Source organism: Pseudomonas mediterranea CFBP 5447, assembly GCF_000774145.1.
Lineage (GTDB): Bacteria > Pseudomonadota > Gammaproteobacteria > Pseudomonadales > Pseudomonadaceae > Aquipseudomonas > Aquipseudomonas mediterranea.
On record NZ_KN322966.1, the window covers coordinates 26,224 to 41,683 of the forward strand.

At 62.9% G+C, this 15,460-nt stretch carries 16 protein-coding genes; 8 read left to right on the forward strand and 8 right to left on the reverse strand.

Annotated elements, in window-relative coordinates:
* Positions 1-13 precede the first annotated feature (13 nt).
* Genes N005_RS01900 through mtnC form a run of 4 tightly spaced genes read left to right on the forward strand, consistent with a single transcriptional unit; the run spans position 14 to position 3,037 of the window.
* A complete protein-coding gene (locus tag N005_RS01900) occupies positions 14-1,159 on the forward strand; it encodes an MFS transporter (protein WP_047698910.1) in 1,146 nt (381 codons plus the stop codon).
* Complete coding sequence (locus tag N005_RS01905; protein WP_047698912.1) at positions 1,156-1,776, forward strand: methylthioribulose 1-phosphate dehydratase; 621 nt, start codon at positions 1,156-1,158, stop codon at positions 1,774-1,776. Before N005_RS01900 ends, N005_RS01905 begins: the two co-directional genes overlap by 4 nt.
* An 18-nt stretch (positions 1,777-1,794) precedes the next feature.
* On the forward strand, positions 1,795-2,340 hold the full coding sequence (locus N005_RS01910; protein ID WP_047698913.1) for a 1,2-dihydroxy-3-keto-5-methylthiopentene dioxygenase: 546 nt from the start codon (positions 1,795-1,797) through the stop codon (positions 2,338-2,340).
* Between the two features lie 4 nt (positions 2,341-2,344).
* On the forward strand, positions 2,345-3,037 hold the full coding sequence (mtnC, locus tag N005_RS01915; protein ID WP_047698915.1) for an acireductone synthase: 693 nt from the start codon (positions 2,345-2,347) through the stop codon (positions 3,035-3,037).
* A gap of 150 nt (positions 3,038-3,187) precedes the next feature.
* Here mtnC and N005_RS01920 read toward each other — a convergent pair whose 3' ends face one another.
* Positions 3,188-3,466: a DUF3509 domain-containing protein gene (locus N005_RS01920; RefSeq protein WP_041021541.1), complete on the reverse strand. Its 279-nt coding sequence runs from the start codon at positions 3,464-3,466 to the stop codon at positions 3,188-3,190.
* A gap of 348 nt (positions 3,467-3,814) precedes the next feature.
* Here N005_RS01920 and N005_RS01925 point away from each other — a divergent pair, with 348 nt between their 5' ends.
* From N005_RS01925 to N005_RS01940, 4 genes are all read left to right on the forward strand, one after another.
* Positions 3,815-5,641, forward strand: a complete 1,827-nt coding sequence (locus N005_RS01925; protein WP_047698917.1) for a long-chain-acyl-CoA synthetase — start codon at positions 3,815-3,817, stop codon at positions 5,639-5,641.
* A gap of 95 nt (positions 5,642-5,736) precedes the next feature.
* Positions 5,737-6,255: an ankyrin repeat domain-containing protein gene (locus tag N005_RS01930; protein ID WP_047698918.1), complete on the forward strand. Its 519-nt coding sequence runs from the start codon at positions 5,737-5,739 to the stop codon at positions 6,253-6,255.
* 189 nt (positions 6,256-6,444) lie between these two features.
* Positions 6,445-6,975 (forward strand): hypothetical protein, encoded by a 531-nt coding sequence (locus N005_RS01935; protein WP_047698920.1) that lies wholly within the window; start codon positions 6,445-6,447, stop codon positions 6,973-6,975.
* A gap of 71 nt (positions 6,976-7,046) precedes the next feature.
* Positions 7,047-7,238 (forward strand): PLDc N-terminal domain-containing protein, encoded by a 192-nt coding sequence (locus N005_RS01940; RefSeq protein ID WP_041021537.1) that lies wholly within the window; start codon positions 7,047-7,049, stop codon positions 7,236-7,238.
* 49 nt (positions 7,239-7,287) lie between these two features.
* On the opposite strand, the gene N005_RS01945 is transcribed toward N005_RS01940, so the two are convergent.
* The 7 genes from N005_RS01945 to N005_RS01975 form a co-directional block, all read right to left on the reverse strand.
* Positions 7,288-8,475 (reverse strand): MFS transporter, encoded by a 1,188-nt coding sequence (locus tag N005_RS01945; protein ID WP_047698922.1) that lies wholly within the window; start codon positions 8,473-8,475, stop codon positions 7,288-7,290.
* A gap of 225 nt (positions 8,476-8,700) precedes the next feature.
* Complete coding sequence (locus tag N005_RS01950; protein WP_047698924.1) at positions 8,701-9,699, reverse strand: sulfate ABC transporter substrate-binding protein; 999 nt, start codon at positions 9,697-9,699, stop codon at positions 8,701-8,703.
* An 88-nt stretch (positions 9,700-9,787) separates the two neighbouring features.
* Positions 9,788-10,612 carry an ion transporter gene (locus N005_RS01955; RefSeq protein WP_047698925.1) on the reverse strand — a complete coding sequence of 275 codons (825 nt, stop codon included), beginning with the start codon at positions 10,610-10,612 and terminating at the stop codon, positions 9,788-9,790.
* Positions 10,613-10,632: 20 nt separating this feature from the next.
* Positions 10,633-11,535, reverse strand: coding sequence for an urea transporter (locus tag N005_RS01960; protein ID WP_047698926.1), 903 nt, complete (start codon positions 11,533-11,535; stop codon positions 10,633-10,635).
* A 117-nt stretch (positions 11,536-11,652) separates the two neighbouring features.
* Entirely contained in the window at positions 11,653-13,068 is a 1,416-nt protein-coding gene (pyk, locus tag N005_RS01965; protein ID WP_047698929.1) for a pyruvate kinase, read from the reverse strand.
* Positions 13,058-14,338: a glycerate kinase type-2 family protein gene (locus N005_RS01970; protein WP_047698930.1), complete on the reverse strand. Its 1,281-nt coding sequence runs from the start codon at positions 14,336-14,338 to the stop codon at positions 13,058-13,060. Before N005_RS01970 ends, pyk begins: the two co-directional genes overlap by 11 nt.
* A gap of 146 nt (positions 14,339-14,484) precedes the next feature.
* Entirely contained in the window at positions 14,485-15,375 is an 891-nt protein-coding gene (locus N005_RS01975) for a 2-hydroxy-3-oxopropionate reductase (RefSeq protein WP_047698931.1), read from the reverse strand.
* Between the last annotated feature and the right edge of the window lie 85 nt (positions 15,376-15,460).

Genomic DNA, 15,460 nt, shown 5'->3' on the forward strand with positions numbered 1-15,460 from the left:
TGGCCTGACGAGCATGGCGGCACTGCCGTACTGGCGGCTTTCCAGTTTCTATCTGTTCTATTTCGCCTTGCTCGGCTCGACGGCGCCGTTCCTGGCGCTGTATTTCGATCACCTGGGATTCAACGCGGCGCGCATCGGCGAACTGGTGGCGATCCCCATGCTGATGCGCTGCGTGGCGCCTAACATCTGGGGTTGGCTGGGGGATTACACCGGCCAGCGCCTGGCAATCGTGCGGTTCGGCGCGGTCTGTACGTTGCTGACCTTTTCCCTGATCTTCATCGACAAGAGCTACGCCTGGCTGGCGATGGTCATGGCCTTGCACGCGTTCTTCTGGCACGCGGTGCTGCCGCAGTTCGAGGTCATCACCCTGGCCCACCTGAGCGCGCAGGCCTCGCGCTACAGCCAGATCCGCCTGTGGGGTTCCATCGGTTTCATCATCGCCGTGGTCCTGCTGGGCCGGTTGTTCGAATGGCTGAGCCTGGACATCTACCCGCTGACGCTGGTGTTGATCATGGGCGGCATCGTGCTCGCCAGTTTCTGGGTGCCCAATGCCCAACCGGTGCAGGGGCCACGGGTGGCGGGCGACGGATTCCTGCGCCAGCTGCGCAACCCCGGTGTGCTGGCCTTCTACGCGTGCGTCGGCCTGATGCAGATGAGCCATGGGCCGTATTACACCTTCCTGACGCTGCACCTTGAGCGGCTGGGTTACAGCCGTGGGGTGATCGGCGTGCTCTGGGCGGTGGGCGTGGTGGCCGAGGTGCTGGTGTTCCTGGTGATGAGCCGGATCCTGGCGCGGTTTTCCGTACGGCGGGTGCTGCTGGCGAGTTTCCTGCTGGCCGCATTGCGCTGGCTGCTGCTGGGCTCATTGGCCGAATTTCTCTGGGTGCTGTTGTTTGCCCAGGTGCTGCATGCGGCGACCTTCGGCAGCTTTCACGCCGCTGCCATCCATTTCGTGCAACGTAGCTTCGGCTCCCGCCAGCAAGGCCAGGGCCAGGCGCTGTATGCCGCGCTGGCCGGCACGGGCGGGGCATTGGGCGCGTTGTACTCCGGCTACAGCTGGAACGCCTTGGGCGCCACCTGGACTTTCAGCATCGCCAGCGTCGCAGCCTTCGCTGCAGCCGTTATCATTGCCACACGTATGCAAGAGGACAGGCCATGAGCCTTACCCGTGAACACTTTGCCCGGGAAATCATCGACGCCGGGCGTTTCCTGTACGGCCGCGGTTGGTCCCCGGCCACCAGCAGCAATTATTCCACCCGTCTTGCCCCTGACCAGGCCTTGCTCACCGTGTCCGGCAAGCACAAGGGGCAACTGGGCGTTGACGATGTGCTGGCCACTGACCTGGACGGCAACAGCCTGGAACCGGGCAAGAAACCTTCCGCCGAAACCCTGTTGCACACCCAGCTCTACCGCTGGCGCCCGGAGATCGGCGCGGTGCTGCACACCCATTCGGTGAACGCCACGGTGCTGTCGCGCCTGACGGCTCAAGCGTTCATCGATTTCGAAGACTATGAACTGCAGAAAGCCTTCAGCGGCGTGTCGACCCACGAGTCCCGGGTGCGCGTGCCGATTTTCGACAACGACCAGGACATCGCCCGCCTGGCCGCCAAGGTACAGCCGTGGCTCGCTGAGCATCCCGATTGCGTGGGCTACCTGATCCGTGGTCACGGCCTGTATACCTGGGGGGCACGCATGAGTGATGCGTTGCGCCAGATCGAGGCGTTCGAGTTCCTGTTCGAGTGCGAGCTGAAGACTCGCGCACTCCTGAACCGTTAATTTGCTGGAGCCATTGCCATGAGCAGCCTGTCCGTTTACCACGTCTCGAGTCCTGACATCCCGAACAAGGTGTTGACCCACTTCGAAGACATCGCCGCGACACTGGCCGAACAAGGGGTTCGCTTCGACCGTTGGGAGGCCGCGACGAAAATCCAGCCTGGCGCGACCCAGGACGAAGTGATTGCCGCCTACCGCAGCCAGATCGATCAATTGATGACCGAGCGCGGCTACATCACGGTGGATGTCATCAGCCTCGACAGCGATCATCCGCAAAAAGCCGAACTGCGCGCCAAGTTCCTCGATGAGCATCGCCACGGCGAGGACGAGGTGCGCTTTTTCGTCGCCGGGCGTGGCCTGTTTACCCTGCACATCGATGACTACGTCTACGCCGTGTTGTGCGAAAAGAACGACCTGATCTCCGTACCGGCCGGCACACCGCACTGGTTCGACATGGGCGAGCACCCGCACTTCGTTGCCATTCGCCTGTTCAACAATCCGGAAGGCTGGGTCGCCAAGTTCACTGGCGACGACATCGCCAGCCGTTTCCCACGTCTGGAGGACTGAGCCCGTGTCGATCAAAGCCATACTCACCGACATCGAAGGCACCACCAGTGCGGTGAGTTTCGTCTTCGACGTGCTGTTTCCCTACGCCGCGCAACATCTGCCGACATTTGTCCGCCAGCACGCCGACCGCAGCGACGTGGCCGAACAACTGGCGGCGGTGCGCCAGGACAGTGGCGAACCGGACGCTGACGTCGAGCGGGTCGTCGCGATTCTGCTGGGCTGGATTGCCGAGGACCGCAAGGCCACGCCACTCAAGGCGTTGCAGGGTATGGTCTGGGAGCAGGGGTATCAGGCCGGGCAATTGAAAGGGCACGTGTACCCGGATGCGGTCGAGGCCCTCAAGCGCTGGCATCGGGCTGGCTATGGGCTCCACGTGTATTCATCGGGATCGATCCAGGCACAGAAGCTGATCTTCGGCTGCTCAGAGGCCGGCGACCTGTCGCCGCTGTTCAGCGGTTATTTCGACACCACCTCAGGGCCCAAGCGCGAGGTGCAGTCTTATCAGAAGATCAGCCAGGCCATAGGTATTGCGCCTGATGAGATCCTGTTCCTGTCGGACATCGTCCAGGAACTGGATGCGGCCCGAGGGGCTGGCATGGCGACGTGTGGATTGGCTCGGGAGGGGGGGACGTTGGAAGGGCATGTCACGGTGGACAGTTTTGCGCGAATCGATCCTGCGCAGTTTTCATCCCGCTAAGAAGACTTTAAGGCCTACCCGAATTGTGGCGAGGGAGCTTGCTCCCGTTGGGTTGCGAAGCAGCCCCAAAAAATGGGGATCGCTGCGCGATCCAACGGGAGCAAGCTCCCTCGCCACAATGTTCAACCTTGTTTTGACTGACCGTCGACATCAAGCGCTGTGGTAAGTCGGCAGCGCGAAGCGATGCTGGCTTTGCAGCATGGTGATCTGCGGCAGCTCGCTGGCCTGTTCGGCCAAGTCACGACGGATGGCACTGATCACCCAGGACAACTGGTCCCCTGCGTGCAACTGGGCGTAGGAAATCGAGCGTTTGAACTGTTTGCCTTCGCTGTTGCGCAATGTCAGCAGGATGCCGCCGTCCGGGCGAGCTTGTGTAGTCACTTCGTAGTTGGAAAACAGGGACGCGAACTTCTCTTGAATCATATTCATATGACTGCTCCTTGGTGGTGGCAAACCGTGGAGGAGAAGTTGCACTGACCATGCCAGCATTGGATCCGCTAAAAATTACTTTAAAAACAATAAGTTAATTTTCTGCTGTTTTTTTGCTTTCGTGCATCTTGCATGAATAGCCATCGTGCATCCTGCATTTTGCGTGGTCGGGCAATCATTTTTGGAACCAAATCGATTCCTGACGCTCACGCTTCGCCTGTCCCGTCAGCAGATACAAAACATTGCAAAAACCGCGTGTACAGCTGGGCAACCGCTGAGTACTTTCGACCGACCATCACTGCCAGCCGAGCGCAGGAACCGAGACCCGCAGGTCGAACAGGGAGTTTCATGAGTCGTACACCCAGCGACGCCATTACCTGGGGCATGATGCTGCGCAAGCTGCCTTCCCTCTTCAGAATCGTTCCCCGAATCATCAAGGGCCGCAAGCTCGCCAATGTCCGGGACCCGGCCCAGCCCTGTGGCCTGGGCTGGAGTTTCGAACAGGCCACGCAACGCAATCCCCACGGCCCGGCGTTGCTATGCGGCAACATTTCATTGAGTTATGCACAGGTCAACGAGCAGGCCAATCGCATCGCCCACTACTGGTTGGCGCAGGGTATCGGCAAGGGCGATTGCATCGCGATCTTTCTCGAAAACCGTCCACAACTGCTGATTACATTGCTGGCGGCGGCGAAAGTCGGGGCGGTCAGCGCCATGATCAACACCTCGCAAACGGGCGACGCGCTGGTCCATGGCTTGGCGCTGGTCGCGCCGGCCGCTGTGGTGGTGGGGGACGAACGGGTTGCGGCTTTCGAAGCGGTGCGCGGTCGGACCGCTTTGCCGAGCGTTCGCACCTGGTGGCTGGCGGACGAGCACAGCGCCGCTGTGCCTTGCGGTTTCGTCGACCTGTTGGGCAACAGCGAGGACTACCCCAGTGCCAACCCGGCCAGCAGCCGCCAGGTATTTTTCGACGACCCGTGTTTTTATCTCTACACCTCGGGCACCAGCGGCCTGCCCAAGGCCGTGGTCTTCCGCCATGGGCGCTGGATGCGTACGGCCGTCCATTCTGGCCTGATTGCCCTGGACATGCAGCCCGACGATGTCCTCTATTGCCCTTTGCCGCTGTATCACGCCACGGGACTGTGCGTGTGTTGGGGAGCGGCGATCTGTGGCGCATCGGCTTTTGCGATCCGGCGCACCTTCAGCGCCGGCCGGTTCTGGAGCGATGTACGCCGTTATCGAGCGACCACCCTGGGTTATGCGGGGGAGCTGTGCCGTTACCTGATCGACCAGCCGGCCAGTGGCGAAGACCGGCGCCATGACGTGAAGCAGATGATCGGCACCGGCCTGCGGCCGGGCGCCTGGGCGGCGTTCAAGGCCCGCTTCGGTGTCGAGCACATCTGTGAGCTGTACGCGGCCAGCGACGGTAATATCGGTTTCACCAACCTATTGAATTTCGACAATACCGTCGGGTTTTCCCTGACGGGCTGGGCGCTGGTGCGATACGACCAGGGCAGCGGGATGCCGTTGCGCAACCTGCAAGGGCGGCTGCAGAAAGTGCCGAAGGGCCAGCCTGGCCTGTTGTTGGCGCGGATCGATGACAAGGCGCCCCTGGATGGCTACACCGACGCGGCCCAGAACGAAGAAACCCTCTACCGGGACGCCTTTACCCCGGGCGACCTTTACTTCAACACTGGCGATCTGCTGCGTGACCTGGGTTTTGGCCATGGCCAGTTCGTCGACCGTCTCGGCGACACTTTCCACTGGAGGGGCGAAAGCGTATCCGCCACGCAGGTTGAGAATGTCTTGCTGCAGCATCCGCAAGTGGCCGAGGCGGTGGTCTATGGGGTGGAGGTCAACGGCGTCGACGGGCGCGCCGGCATGGCGGCGATCACCCCGTCCGAATCGCTGGCAACCCTGGATTTCAGCGAACTGTTGCAGTTCCTGCAATCCAGGCTGTCGGCCGGTGCGGTGCCGCTGTTCCTGCGCATCAAGGTGAAGATGGACATCACCGGCACCTTCAAATACCACAAGACCCGGCTCAGGCGCGAAGCCTTCGACCCCTGCGTCATGGGCGATGAGCCGGTCTACGCCTGGTTGCCCGGTACTGGAACCTATGTGCGGGTCGACCGCCAATTGGCGACGCAGATCCAGGGTGGGCGGTTCTGCTATTGATTGTGGCTATAACGGGTACAGAGAAAAAGGGGATGACAGGCCCTGCGTCGCTCGGGAAACTAGCGGCATTCTCGAAGACTCAAGTGGAGTGCCCCATGTCCGATACAAGCCGCCAGATGACCCCGGAAGAGGCTGCGGAATTTGCCGAGCAGGTGTTCAACGTGGCGCGCCAGGGGGACGCCGCGATGATGGCGGCCTTGCTGAGCAAAGGCTTGCCGCCCAACCTGCGCAACCACAAGGGTGACACCTTGCTGATGCTGGCCGCTTATCACGGTCACGTGGAAACGGTGAAAGTATTGCTGGAACACAAGGCCGATCCGGAAATCCGCAACGACAACGGCCAGAGCCCGATTGCCGGCGCGGCGTTCAAGGGCGACCTGGCGGTGGTTTCGGCGTTGGTGGACGGTGGCGCACAGGTGGAAGGCGCGTCCTTCGATGGCCGCACGGCGCTGATGATGGCGGCGATGTTCAACCGGGTGGCAATCGTCGACTATCTGATCGGCAAAGGCGCGGACCCGAAGGCCAAGGACGCCAACGGCGTCTCGGCCCTCGATGCGGCCCGGACCATGGGCGCGGTGGACACCACGGCGCAGTTGGAGAAGCTATCCATGTGATGAGAATGATTGTGGGAGCAAAGCTTGCTCGCGATTACGGCAATTCAGTCAGCAATAATGTCGACTGGCCTGCCGCTGTCGCGAGCAAGCTTTGCTCCCACAGCAAGCTCCCTCGCCACGGATGCCTCGGCTGATGTGATGCGCTATCCTGCGCGCCCTCGAAACTCCCAATTGCCACAGGATTCGCCCATGAAAGCCGCACTCGTCGAACTCATCAGCAAAATCAGCTCCGGCTGCCTGGGCGATGCCGACATTGAAAGGATTGCCGACGAAGCAGCCCAGGCCTATGCCGATCCGGCGGCTTTCCTGGCGGCCAACCCGGACATCAACTACGACGACACCTTTCCGATCCCCCTGGGCGAGTGGGTGGTGGTGGGCAGCTTGCCGGACACCGTACTGTTCCAGGCCGACGCCTATGTGCAGTTGTTCGAGCAGATCGTCGCGTCTTTCGGCCCCGGCGTGGCGTTCAATCTCAAGCCCAAGCAACTGGCGAAAACCGAAGCGCTGACGGCGCTCAACCGCATCCAGATCCAGATGAGCAGCCTGAACAAGGAAAACGGCGGCTACGTGTTGATGAACTTCAGCCAGCTGCTCGACGATGAGTTGCAGATGGTGCTGGTGTACGGCAACGACGTGCCGCGGGTGCTGGAGTTGGGCGCGCAAGTCGGCATCGCCGTGGCGCCCGCCCTGGAAGCCCTCAAGGTCGCGGTCCACGTCTGAAGCAATCCAACGGAACCCTCGCTGGAGGCGGACTATCCTAAGTGTGCATGTCATCACTTGGGAGCGACACCATGGGTTCTACCTTCAATGGCCTGGTTGGCCTGATCATCCTGGCGCTCGATATCTGGGCGATCATCAATGTACTCAAGAGTGGCGCGGAAACCGGGATGAAAATCCTCTGGGTGCTGCTGATCCTGCTGTTGCCGGTATTGGGCCTGATCATCTGGGCGATTGCCGGGCCGCGAGGCAACGTGCGGGTCTGACGGTTCTCCTGCGGCGCCCGGCAGGATTCGCCTGCCGGGCTCCTATCCATCAGGCCGCTGCCAAGGCGTGCTTCTGTGAGGTGCCGAGGAAGCGCAGCAGGGCCAGCAGTGGGAACGCACTGCCGACGATAACCACCCACAACCAGCCGCCATGCTCGTACACCGCGCTGGCAATCGACGAGCCAAAGGCGCCGCCGACGAAGATGCTGGTCATGTACAGGGCATTGAGCCGGCTGCGGCTCTTGGCATCCAGGGCATAGATCGTGCGTTGGCCCAGCACCATGTTCATCTGCACACAAAAGTCCAATACCACGCCGGTGACTGCCAAGCCGATGACGCTATAGAGCGGATGGATGAACGCCGGCAGGAAACTCAGGCTGGCAAAGAGCATCGCCAGCAGCGAGGCGATGCGGGTGTGACCGGCGTCGGCCAGTCGCCCGGCAATGGGCGCGGCGATGGCACCGATGGCACCGACCAGGGCGAACAGGGCAATCTCGGTCTGGGACAGCCCATGGTTACGGGCAAGTTCCAGGGGGGCGGCGGTCCAGAACAGGCTGAACGTCGCGAACATGCAGGCCTGGTAAAGCGCCCGTTGGCGCAACAGTGGTTGTTGGCGCAGCAAAGTGCCGAGGGAGCCCAGCAGTTGCCCGTAGGTGGCGCTGTGGTCGGGCTGGCGCTTGGGCACGGTGAACGCCAGGACGAGGCTGATCGCCGCCATCAATGCCGCCGCGATCATGAACATCGCGCGCCAGCCGAAGTAATCCGCCACCACGCTGGCCACCGGCCGCGCCAGCAGGATCCCCAGCAACAGTCCACCCATGATCCCACCCACCACCCGACCCCGGGACGCTTCCGGGGTGAGATGCGCGGCCAGGGGAATCAGCACTTGCACCGACACCGAACTGAAGCCTACCAGCAGCGAAACCAGCAGGAACACATTCGGCTGATCGGTGAACGCCGCGCCCAACAGGCTGGCAATCGCCACGAGTGTGGTGAGGATCATCAACCGGCGGTTTTCCAGCAGGTCGCCCAGCGGCACCAGGAAGAACAGGCCCAGGGCATAACCGATCTGGGTCAGCGAGACGATCAGGCTGGCCACGGTGCTGGACAGGCCGACGTCGGGAGCGATCAGTTCGATGATGGGTTGGGCGTAATAGAGGTTGGCAACGATGGCGCCGCAGCAGAAGGCGAACAGCAGGACCATGCCTCGGGTCATGGCGGGGGAGTTGGCGGTCATGGGATTTCCGTCAGTTGACTAGTAAGGATTGCGGGCAAGGCTAAAGGCTGTGCCGGCTTTGGGGTAGTCGCCTGGATTGATAACGACCATGTCCGGGATTGATGCGACTGTGGGAGTGAGCCTGCCCGCGATAGTGGTGTGTCAGTTACCAGTGCTTGTCTGATACTCCGCTATCGCGAGCAGGCTCGCTCCCACAGGGGGGTGTGGTTTTGAAAAGGTTGCGGGCTATTGCCCGCTGTAGATCTGATCGAAAACCCCACCGTCATTGAAGTGCGTCTTCTGCACGGTGCGCCAGTCGCCGAAGGTCTTCTCCACCGACAGGAAATCCACTTTCGGGAAGCGGTCGGTGTATTTGGCCAGGATGGCTGGATCCCGCGGACGCAGGTAGTTGGCGGCGGCGATTTCCTGGCCTTCCGGTGACCACAGGTACTTGAGGTACGCTTCGGCGGCGGCGCGGGAGCCTTTTTTCTCCACGACCTTGTCCACCACGGTCACCGGAGGCTCGGCCTCGGCGGACACGCTCGGGTAGACCACTTCGAACTGGTCGCGGCCGAATTCACGGGCGATCATCTCGGCTTCGTTTTCAAAGGTCACCAGCACGTCGCCGATCTGGTTGGTCATGAACGTGGTGGTCGCGGCACGACCGCCGGTGTCCAGCACTGGCGCCTGCTTGAACAGCTTGCCGACGAAGTCCTTGGCCTTGGTTTCATCGCCACCGTTCTTCAGTACGTAGCCCCAGGCCGACAAATAGGTGTAGCGGCCGTTGCCGGAGGTCTTCGGGTTGGGCACGATCACCTGCACGCCGTCCTTGAGCAGGTCGGGCCAGTCTTTCAGGGCCTTGGGGTTGCCCTTGCGCACGATGAACACCGTGGCCGAAGTGAACGGGGCGCTGTGGTTCGGCAAGCGGCTGACCCAGTCCTCGGGCACCAGTTTGCCGTTGTCCGCCAGGGCGTTGATGTCGGTGGCCATGTTCATGGTGATGACATCGGCCGGCAGGCCGTCGATGACCGAGCGTGCTTGCTTGCTCGAGCCGCCGAAGGACATCTGCACGGTGATGTTTTCGTTGTGCTCGGCCTGCCAGTGCTTCTGGAAGGCGGCGTTGTAATCCTTGTAGAAGTCGCGCATCACGTCGTAGGACACGTTGAGCAGTGTCGGGGCAGCGTGAGCCAGGCTGCCGAAGGTCAGGCCGGCGGCGAGAAGGGTGGCGCCAAAGAAGTTCTTCACTGCGAATTCCTTTTTATTTGAAAGGGGTTTCCAGGCCAGCACACTAGCGGTAGGCCTTTTGGCCGACAAGCATCAAAAAGTGCTTTGCTTATTCCAGTTTCCTGAACAGCGCATTGCCGCATCGGGAGCAGAACGCGGCTCCCTGTTCGTGGCTGTTTTTGCTGCACACCGGGCAATCGTGCTTGAGCTGGTCACCGCGCATGGCGGTGGCCAGTTCTGCGGTGAAGATACCGGTGGGCACGGCGATGATCGAATAACCGGTGATCATCACCAGGGATGAAACCACCTGGCCCAGGGGCGTCTTGGGTACGATATCGCCGAAGCCCACGGTGGTCAGGGTCACGATAGCCCAGTAGATGCCCTTGGGAATGCTGGTGAAGCCGTGCTCCGGGCCTTCGATGACGTACATCAGCGTGCCGAACACCGTCACCAGGGTGGAGACGCTGACCAGGAACACGATGATTTTCTGCTTGCTGCCCCGCAGGGCCGCCATCAGGTAATTGGCTTGCTTGAGGTAGGGGCTGAGCTTGAGCACCCGGAAGATCCGCAGCATGCGGATGATCCGGATGATCAGCAGGTACTGGGCATCGCTGTAGTACAACGCCAGGATCCCCGGCACGATTGCCAGCAGATCCACCAGGCCGTAGAAACTGAACGCATAGCGCAGGGGCTTGGGCGAGCAGTACAGGCGCAGGCTGTACTCGACGAGGAAGATGAAAGTGAAACCCCATTCGATCCCGGCCAGCAGGGCCGCGTAGTTCTTGTGCACGCTGTCGATGCTGTCGAGCATCACGATCACCAGGCTGGCGAGGATGATCAGCAGCAATGCACTGTCGAAGCGTCGACCGGCCACGGTATCGGTCTGGAAAATCATGATGTAGAGGCGTTCACGCCAGTTGTCGGTGCTGTCCATAACCTTCGCCTGATTCAGAGTCAGCGAAGCCTAGGGCGATTGCCCCGCAGAGCGCAAGGCGCGGTGTCGAGTCTGGCCTGGTGCCACGCCCGAACCGTGGCGTGGACCAGCCAGCCGGCGAGGATGAACGGGGCGGTCAGCGGCGTCAGGCCGAGGGCGGTGAACCCGGGCGTGAGCAGGATCGCCAGCAGGATGCCCGCCAGCGGCAGCCAGGGAGAGCGCCGCGCCGGGCTGAGCGCCAGCGCCACCAGGGCCGGGTTGTAGCCAGCCAGCCCTGACAGGGCGGCCGCGTTTTCATGCTGCAGCAAAGCGAAGGCCAGACCGGCGGCCGAACCGAACAATGCCCAGATGGCGGCGCGCGGACTGGCCAGCAGCAGGCCTGTCGCGATCAGCGCTCCGGCCAACGGCTGGTCGAGAAACACCACCTGGCCCAATCCATCCAACCAGCCGACCAGCAAATTGGGCACTGTCAGTTCGACTGCCGGGGCTGACGGCTGCAGCGGGGCGAATCCCAGCAGTAACCAGCCCAGCCCCACGAAGGGCGCGGTATAAGCGGGCAGGCAGCGTGGGCCACGGCTGCGTTTGAGCCATTGCTGGGTCAGCATCGCGCTGAGACCGCCGCCGGCGATGACCAGCGGCGGCAGCAAGACGGACCAGGGCAAGACCAGGCCCGCCAGCAACCCCAGAAGGATGCCGTTGTAGCTGAACAGCCCGGCCTGGCGATCCGCCTTGGGGTAATCGCGTCGCTGGGCCGTGAGCAATCCGGCCACGCCACCCAGCAGTGCCCAGCCGAACAAGGCCGGTACGCTGAACAGGATTGCCAGCAGGCACAACAGGCCGCACAGCGGATGACGCTGGAGGAAGATCTGGCTGAAGCCGTTGAGCAGGGCGGTGGCCCAGTCGGGGCAGTGGTTGTTGGGCATGGTTGGGTGGTATGTCTGGTGGATCGAGTCGAGCTCATCGCGAGCAGGCTCGCTCCCACAAGGTGCGGCGTAATCCCTGTGGGAGCGAGCCTGCTCGCGATGGGGCCAGTACCAGCGCTAGATCAACGTCTCGATGCGCAACGAATTGGTCGACCCCGGCTGCCCGAACGGCACGCCCGCGGTGATCAACAGCGTATCGCCGCGCTGCGCCATGCCTTGGGCCTGAGCGATTTCCAGGGCGGTGGAACAGACTTCATCCACCTGCCGCAGCCGATCGTTGACCACCGAGTGGACGCCCCAGGCCACGGTCAAGCGGCGGGCGGCCTGAAGGTTCGGCGTGAGGTTGAGGATCGGCACCGTCGGCCGTTCCCGCGCGGCTCGCAGGCTGGAACTGCCCGATTCGCTGTAGTTCACCAGCACCGCCACCGGCAGCACGTTGCTGATGCGACGGATCGCACAACTGATCGCGTCCGATACCGTGGCCTCGGCTTTCGGTCGGCTGACGTCCAGTTGGGTTTGATAATCCGGGCCGTTTTCGACTTGGCGGATGATCTTGCTCATCATCTGCACGGCTTCGAGGGGGTAGTCGCCCGACGCGGTTTCCGCCGAGAGCATCACCGCATCGGCACCTTCGGCCACGGCGTTGGCGACGTCGGTGACCTCTGCCCGGGTGGGCGCCGGGGAGAAGCGCATCGATTCCAGCATCTGGGTTGCCACCACCACCGGTTTGCCGAGGGCGCGGCAGGTGCCGATGATGTTCTTCTGGATCTGCGGCACGCTCTCGGCCGGCACTTCAACGCCTAGGTCGCCACGCGCAACCATGATCGCGTCGCTCAACTCGGCGATTTCCCGCAGTTGGGCCACCGCCGACGGCTTCTCGATCTTGGCCATCAGGAACGCCTTGTCGCCAATCAGCGCGCGGGCTTCGCGGATGTCTTCGGGACGTTGGACGAACGACAGCGCCACCCAATCCACACCCAGTTCCAGGCCGAAGCCCAGGTCGCGACGGTCCTTGGCGGTCAGCGGGCTCAGGTCGAGCACGGCCTGGGGTACGTTCACGCCTTTGCGGTCCGACAGTTCGCCACCGTTGAGCACTTCGGTGTCGATGGCATCGCTGTGCCGGGCAATCACCCGCAGGCGCAGCTTGCCGTCATCCAGCAGCAGATCCATGCCCGGCTCCAGGGCTGCGATGATTTCCGGGTGGGGCAGGTTGACCCGGCGTTGATCGCCGGGGGTCGGGTCCAAGTCCAGGCGCAGGGCCTGGCCACGTTGCAGCAGGACTTTGCCATCGGCGAATCGGCCGACCCGCAGCTTCGGGCCTTGCAGGTCCATCAGGATGCCCAGCGGGTAGTTGAGCTGCTGCTCCACTTCGCGAATCCACTGATAGCGCTGGGCGTGGTCGGCGTGATCGCCGTGGCTGAAGTTCAGGCGGAAGATGTTCACCCCGGCCCGCACCAGCTCATGGATGTCATCGATCCCGCGGGTGGCGGGGCCGAGGGTGGCGAGGATCTTGACCTTTTTGTCAGGCGTCATGGGCGGGGTTCTCGAGGATCAGGATGGCGCGGAAGTCGTTGACGTTGGTGCGGGTCGGCTCGGTGACGATCAACCCGTCCAGCGCGGCGAAATAACCGTAGCCGTTGTTGTTGTCCAGCTCGTCGCTGGTGCTCAGGCCCAGCTCGGCGGCACGGCGATAACTGTCTGGGGTCATGATGGCGCCGGCGTTGTCCTCGGAACCGTCGATGCCGTCGGTATCGCCGGCCAGTGCATAAATACCGGGGTGGCCTTTGAGGCTGTCGGTCAGGCTCAGCAGGAATTCGGCGTTGCGACCGCCTCGGCCATTGCCGCGCACGGTCACCGTGGTTTCGCCGCCGGACAGGATCACGCAGGGCGCTGCCAGGGGCTGGCCGTAGCGGGCGATTTGCCGGGCGATGCCGGCATGGACTTTCGCCACTTCCCGCGACTCGCCCTCCAGGTCGCCCAGGATCAGCGGGCTGAAACCGGCCTGGCGGGCTTTCACCGCTGCCGCTTCCAGGGATTGCTGGGGGCGGGCGATCAATTGGAAATGACTGCGGGCCAGGCTTGGGTCGCCGGGCTTGACGGTTTCCGACTCCGCGCTGTGCAGCCAGGTGTGCACCGACGCCGGGACCTCGATGCTGTAGCGCTTGAGGATCGCCAGGGCTTCGGCCGATGTGCTGGGGTCGGCCACGGTGGGGCCGGAGGCGATGACCGTGGCGAGGTCGCCCGGCACATCGGAAATCGCATAGGTATAGACCGTCGCCGGCCAGCAGGCCTTGCCCAGGCGTCCGCCCTTGATCGCCGAAAGGTGCTTGCGCACGCAGTTCATCTCGCCGATGGTGGCGCCGGACTTGAGCAAGGCTTTGTTGATCGCCTGCTTGTCGGCCAGGGTGATGCCGGCCGCGGGCAGTGCCAGCAGCGCCGAGCCCCCGCCGGACAAGAGGAAGATCACCCGGTCGTCTTCCGTCAGGTTGCTGACCAGCTCCAGCACCCGTCCGGCCACTGCCAAGCCAGCCGCGTCGGGTACGGGGTGGGCGGCTTCCACCACTTCGATTTTCTGGCAAGGCGCGCCATGGCCGTAGCGGGTCACCACCAGGCCGCTGACCTCGCCCTGCCAGCAACGCTCGACCACCTGCGCCATCGCCGCGGCGGCCTTGCCGGCGCCGATGACAATCACCCGGCCGCTGCGGTCGGCCGGCAGGTACTGTTCAAGGACGTGTTGCGGATGGGCCGCGTCGATGGCTGCGGCAAACAGCTCGTGGAGCAATTGTTGCGGATCGACCGACATGGCGGGCTCCCGATTATTCTTATTGGATTGATGCGGTCTCTTGTGGGCGCGAGCCTGCTCGCGATAGCCGTGGTTCGGTCAACAACATCGTTGACTGTGAAATCGCCATCGCGAGCAGGCTCGCTCCCACAGGGGGGCTTCGGTGATCAGTTATCCCGAATCGAGAAGTTCGCCATGTGTTCCAGCCCCTTGATCAGCGCCGAGTGATCCCAGTTGCTGCCGCCGAGGGCTGCGCAAGTGCTGAACACTTGCTGGGCGTTGGCGGTGTTGGGCAGGTTGATGTTCAGTTCCCGGGCACCTTGCAGGGCCAGGTTCAGGTCCTTCTGGTGCAGGCTGATGCGGAAGCCCGGATCGAAGGTGCCCTTGATCATGCGCTCGCCGTGCACTTCCAGGATCTTCGACGAGGCAAACCCGCCCATCAGCGCTTCGCGGACCTTCGCCGGGTCGGCGCCGTTCTTCGAAGCGAACAGCAGGGCTTCGGCCACCGCCTGGATGTTCAGGGCGACGATGATCTGGTTGGCGACCTTGGCGGTCTGGCCGTCGCCGTTGCCGCCCACCAGGGTGATGTTCTTGCCCATGGCCTGGAACAGCGGCAGGGCGCGTTCAAAAGCACTGCTGTCGCCACCGACCATGATGCTCAGGGACGCGGCCTTGGCGCCGACTTCGCCACCGGACACCGGGGCATCGAGATACTGCGCGCCTTTCTCATTGATCTTCGCTGCGAACGCCTTGGTGGCGGTGGGGGAGATCGAACTCATGTCGATCACCACCTTGCCCGCACCCACGCCCGCCGCGACGCCGTCGGCGCGGAACAGCACATCATCGACCTGGGGCGTGTCCGGGACCATGACGATGATGAACTCGGCTTCCTGGGCGACTTCCTTCGGGTTGGCCAGGGCCACCGCGCCGGCGGCCAGCAGATCGGCGGGAGCCGGGTCGTGGTGTTGGGACAGGAACAGGCTGTGCCCGGCCTTTTGCAGGTTCAGAGCCATGGGGTGACCCATGATGCCGGTGCCGATGAATCCGATTTTAGCCATGGGGATAATCCTCTTGTTTTGTTGCTGTTTCAGGCGAATGAGGGAGTGCTTTTTATGTGGGAGCGAGCCTGCTCGCGATAGCGGT

What these genes read in the sequence shown, in the direction of transcription:
- N005_RS01945 (WP_047698922.1), bottom strand. Translation starts at nt 8,475, where the DNA reads ATGACCGCCAACTCCCCCGCCATGACCCGAGGCATGGTCCTGCTGTTC.
- N005_RS01925 (WP_047698917.1), top strand. Translation starts at nt 3,815, where the DNA reads ATGAGTCGTACACCCAGCGACGCCATTACCTGGGGCATGATGCTGCGC.
- N005_RS01970 (WP_047698930.1), bottom strand. Translation starts at nt 14,338, where the DNA reads ATGTCGGTCGATCCGCAACAATTGCTCCACGAGCTGTTTGCCGCAGCC.
- N005_RS01930 (WP_047698918.1), top strand. Translation starts at nt 5,737, where the DNA reads ATGTCCGATACAAGCCGCCAGATGACCCCGGAAGAGGCTGCGGAATTT.
- N005_RS01955 (WP_047698925.1), bottom strand. Translation starts at nt 10,612, where the DNA reads ATGGACAGCACCGACAACTGGCGTGAACGCCTCTACATCATGATTTTC.
- N005_RS01900 (WP_047698910.1), top strand. Translation starts at nt 14, where the DNA reads ATGGCGGCACTGCCGTACTGGCGGCTTTCCAGTTTCTATCTGTTCTAT.
- pyk (WP_047698929.1), bottom strand. Translation starts at nt 13,068, where the DNA reads ATGACGCCTGACAAAAAGGTCAAGATCCTCGCCACCCTCGGCCCCGCC.
- N005_RS01975 (WP_047698931.1), bottom strand. Translation starts at nt 15,375, where the DNA reads ATGGCTAAAATCGGATTCATCGGCACCGGCATCATGGGTCACCCCATG.
- N005_RS01960 (WP_047698926.1), bottom strand. Translation starts at nt 11,535, where the DNA reads ATGCCCAACAACCACTGCCCCGACTGGGCCACCGCCCTGCTCAACGGC.
- N005_RS01910 (WP_047698913.1), top strand. Translation starts at nt 1,795, where the DNA reads ATGAGCAGCCTGTCCGTTTACCACGTCTCGAGTCCTGACATCCCGAAC.
- N005_RS01920 (WP_041021541.1), bottom strand. Translation starts at nt 3,466, where the DNA reads ATGAATATGATTCAAGAGAAGTTCGCGTCCCTGTTTTCCAACTACGAA.
- N005_RS01935 (WP_047698920.1), top strand. Translation starts at nt 6,445, where the DNA reads ATGAAAGCCGCACTCGTCGAACTCATCAGCAAAATCAGCTCCGGCTGC.
- N005_RS01940 (WP_041021537.1), top strand. Translation starts at nt 7,047, where the DNA reads ATGGGTTCTACCTTCAATGGCCTGGTTGGCCTGATCATCCTGGCGCTC.
- N005_RS01905 (WP_047698912.1), top strand. Translation starts at nt 1,156, where the DNA reads ATGAGCCTTACCCGTGAACACTTTGCCCGGGAAATCATCGACGCCGGG.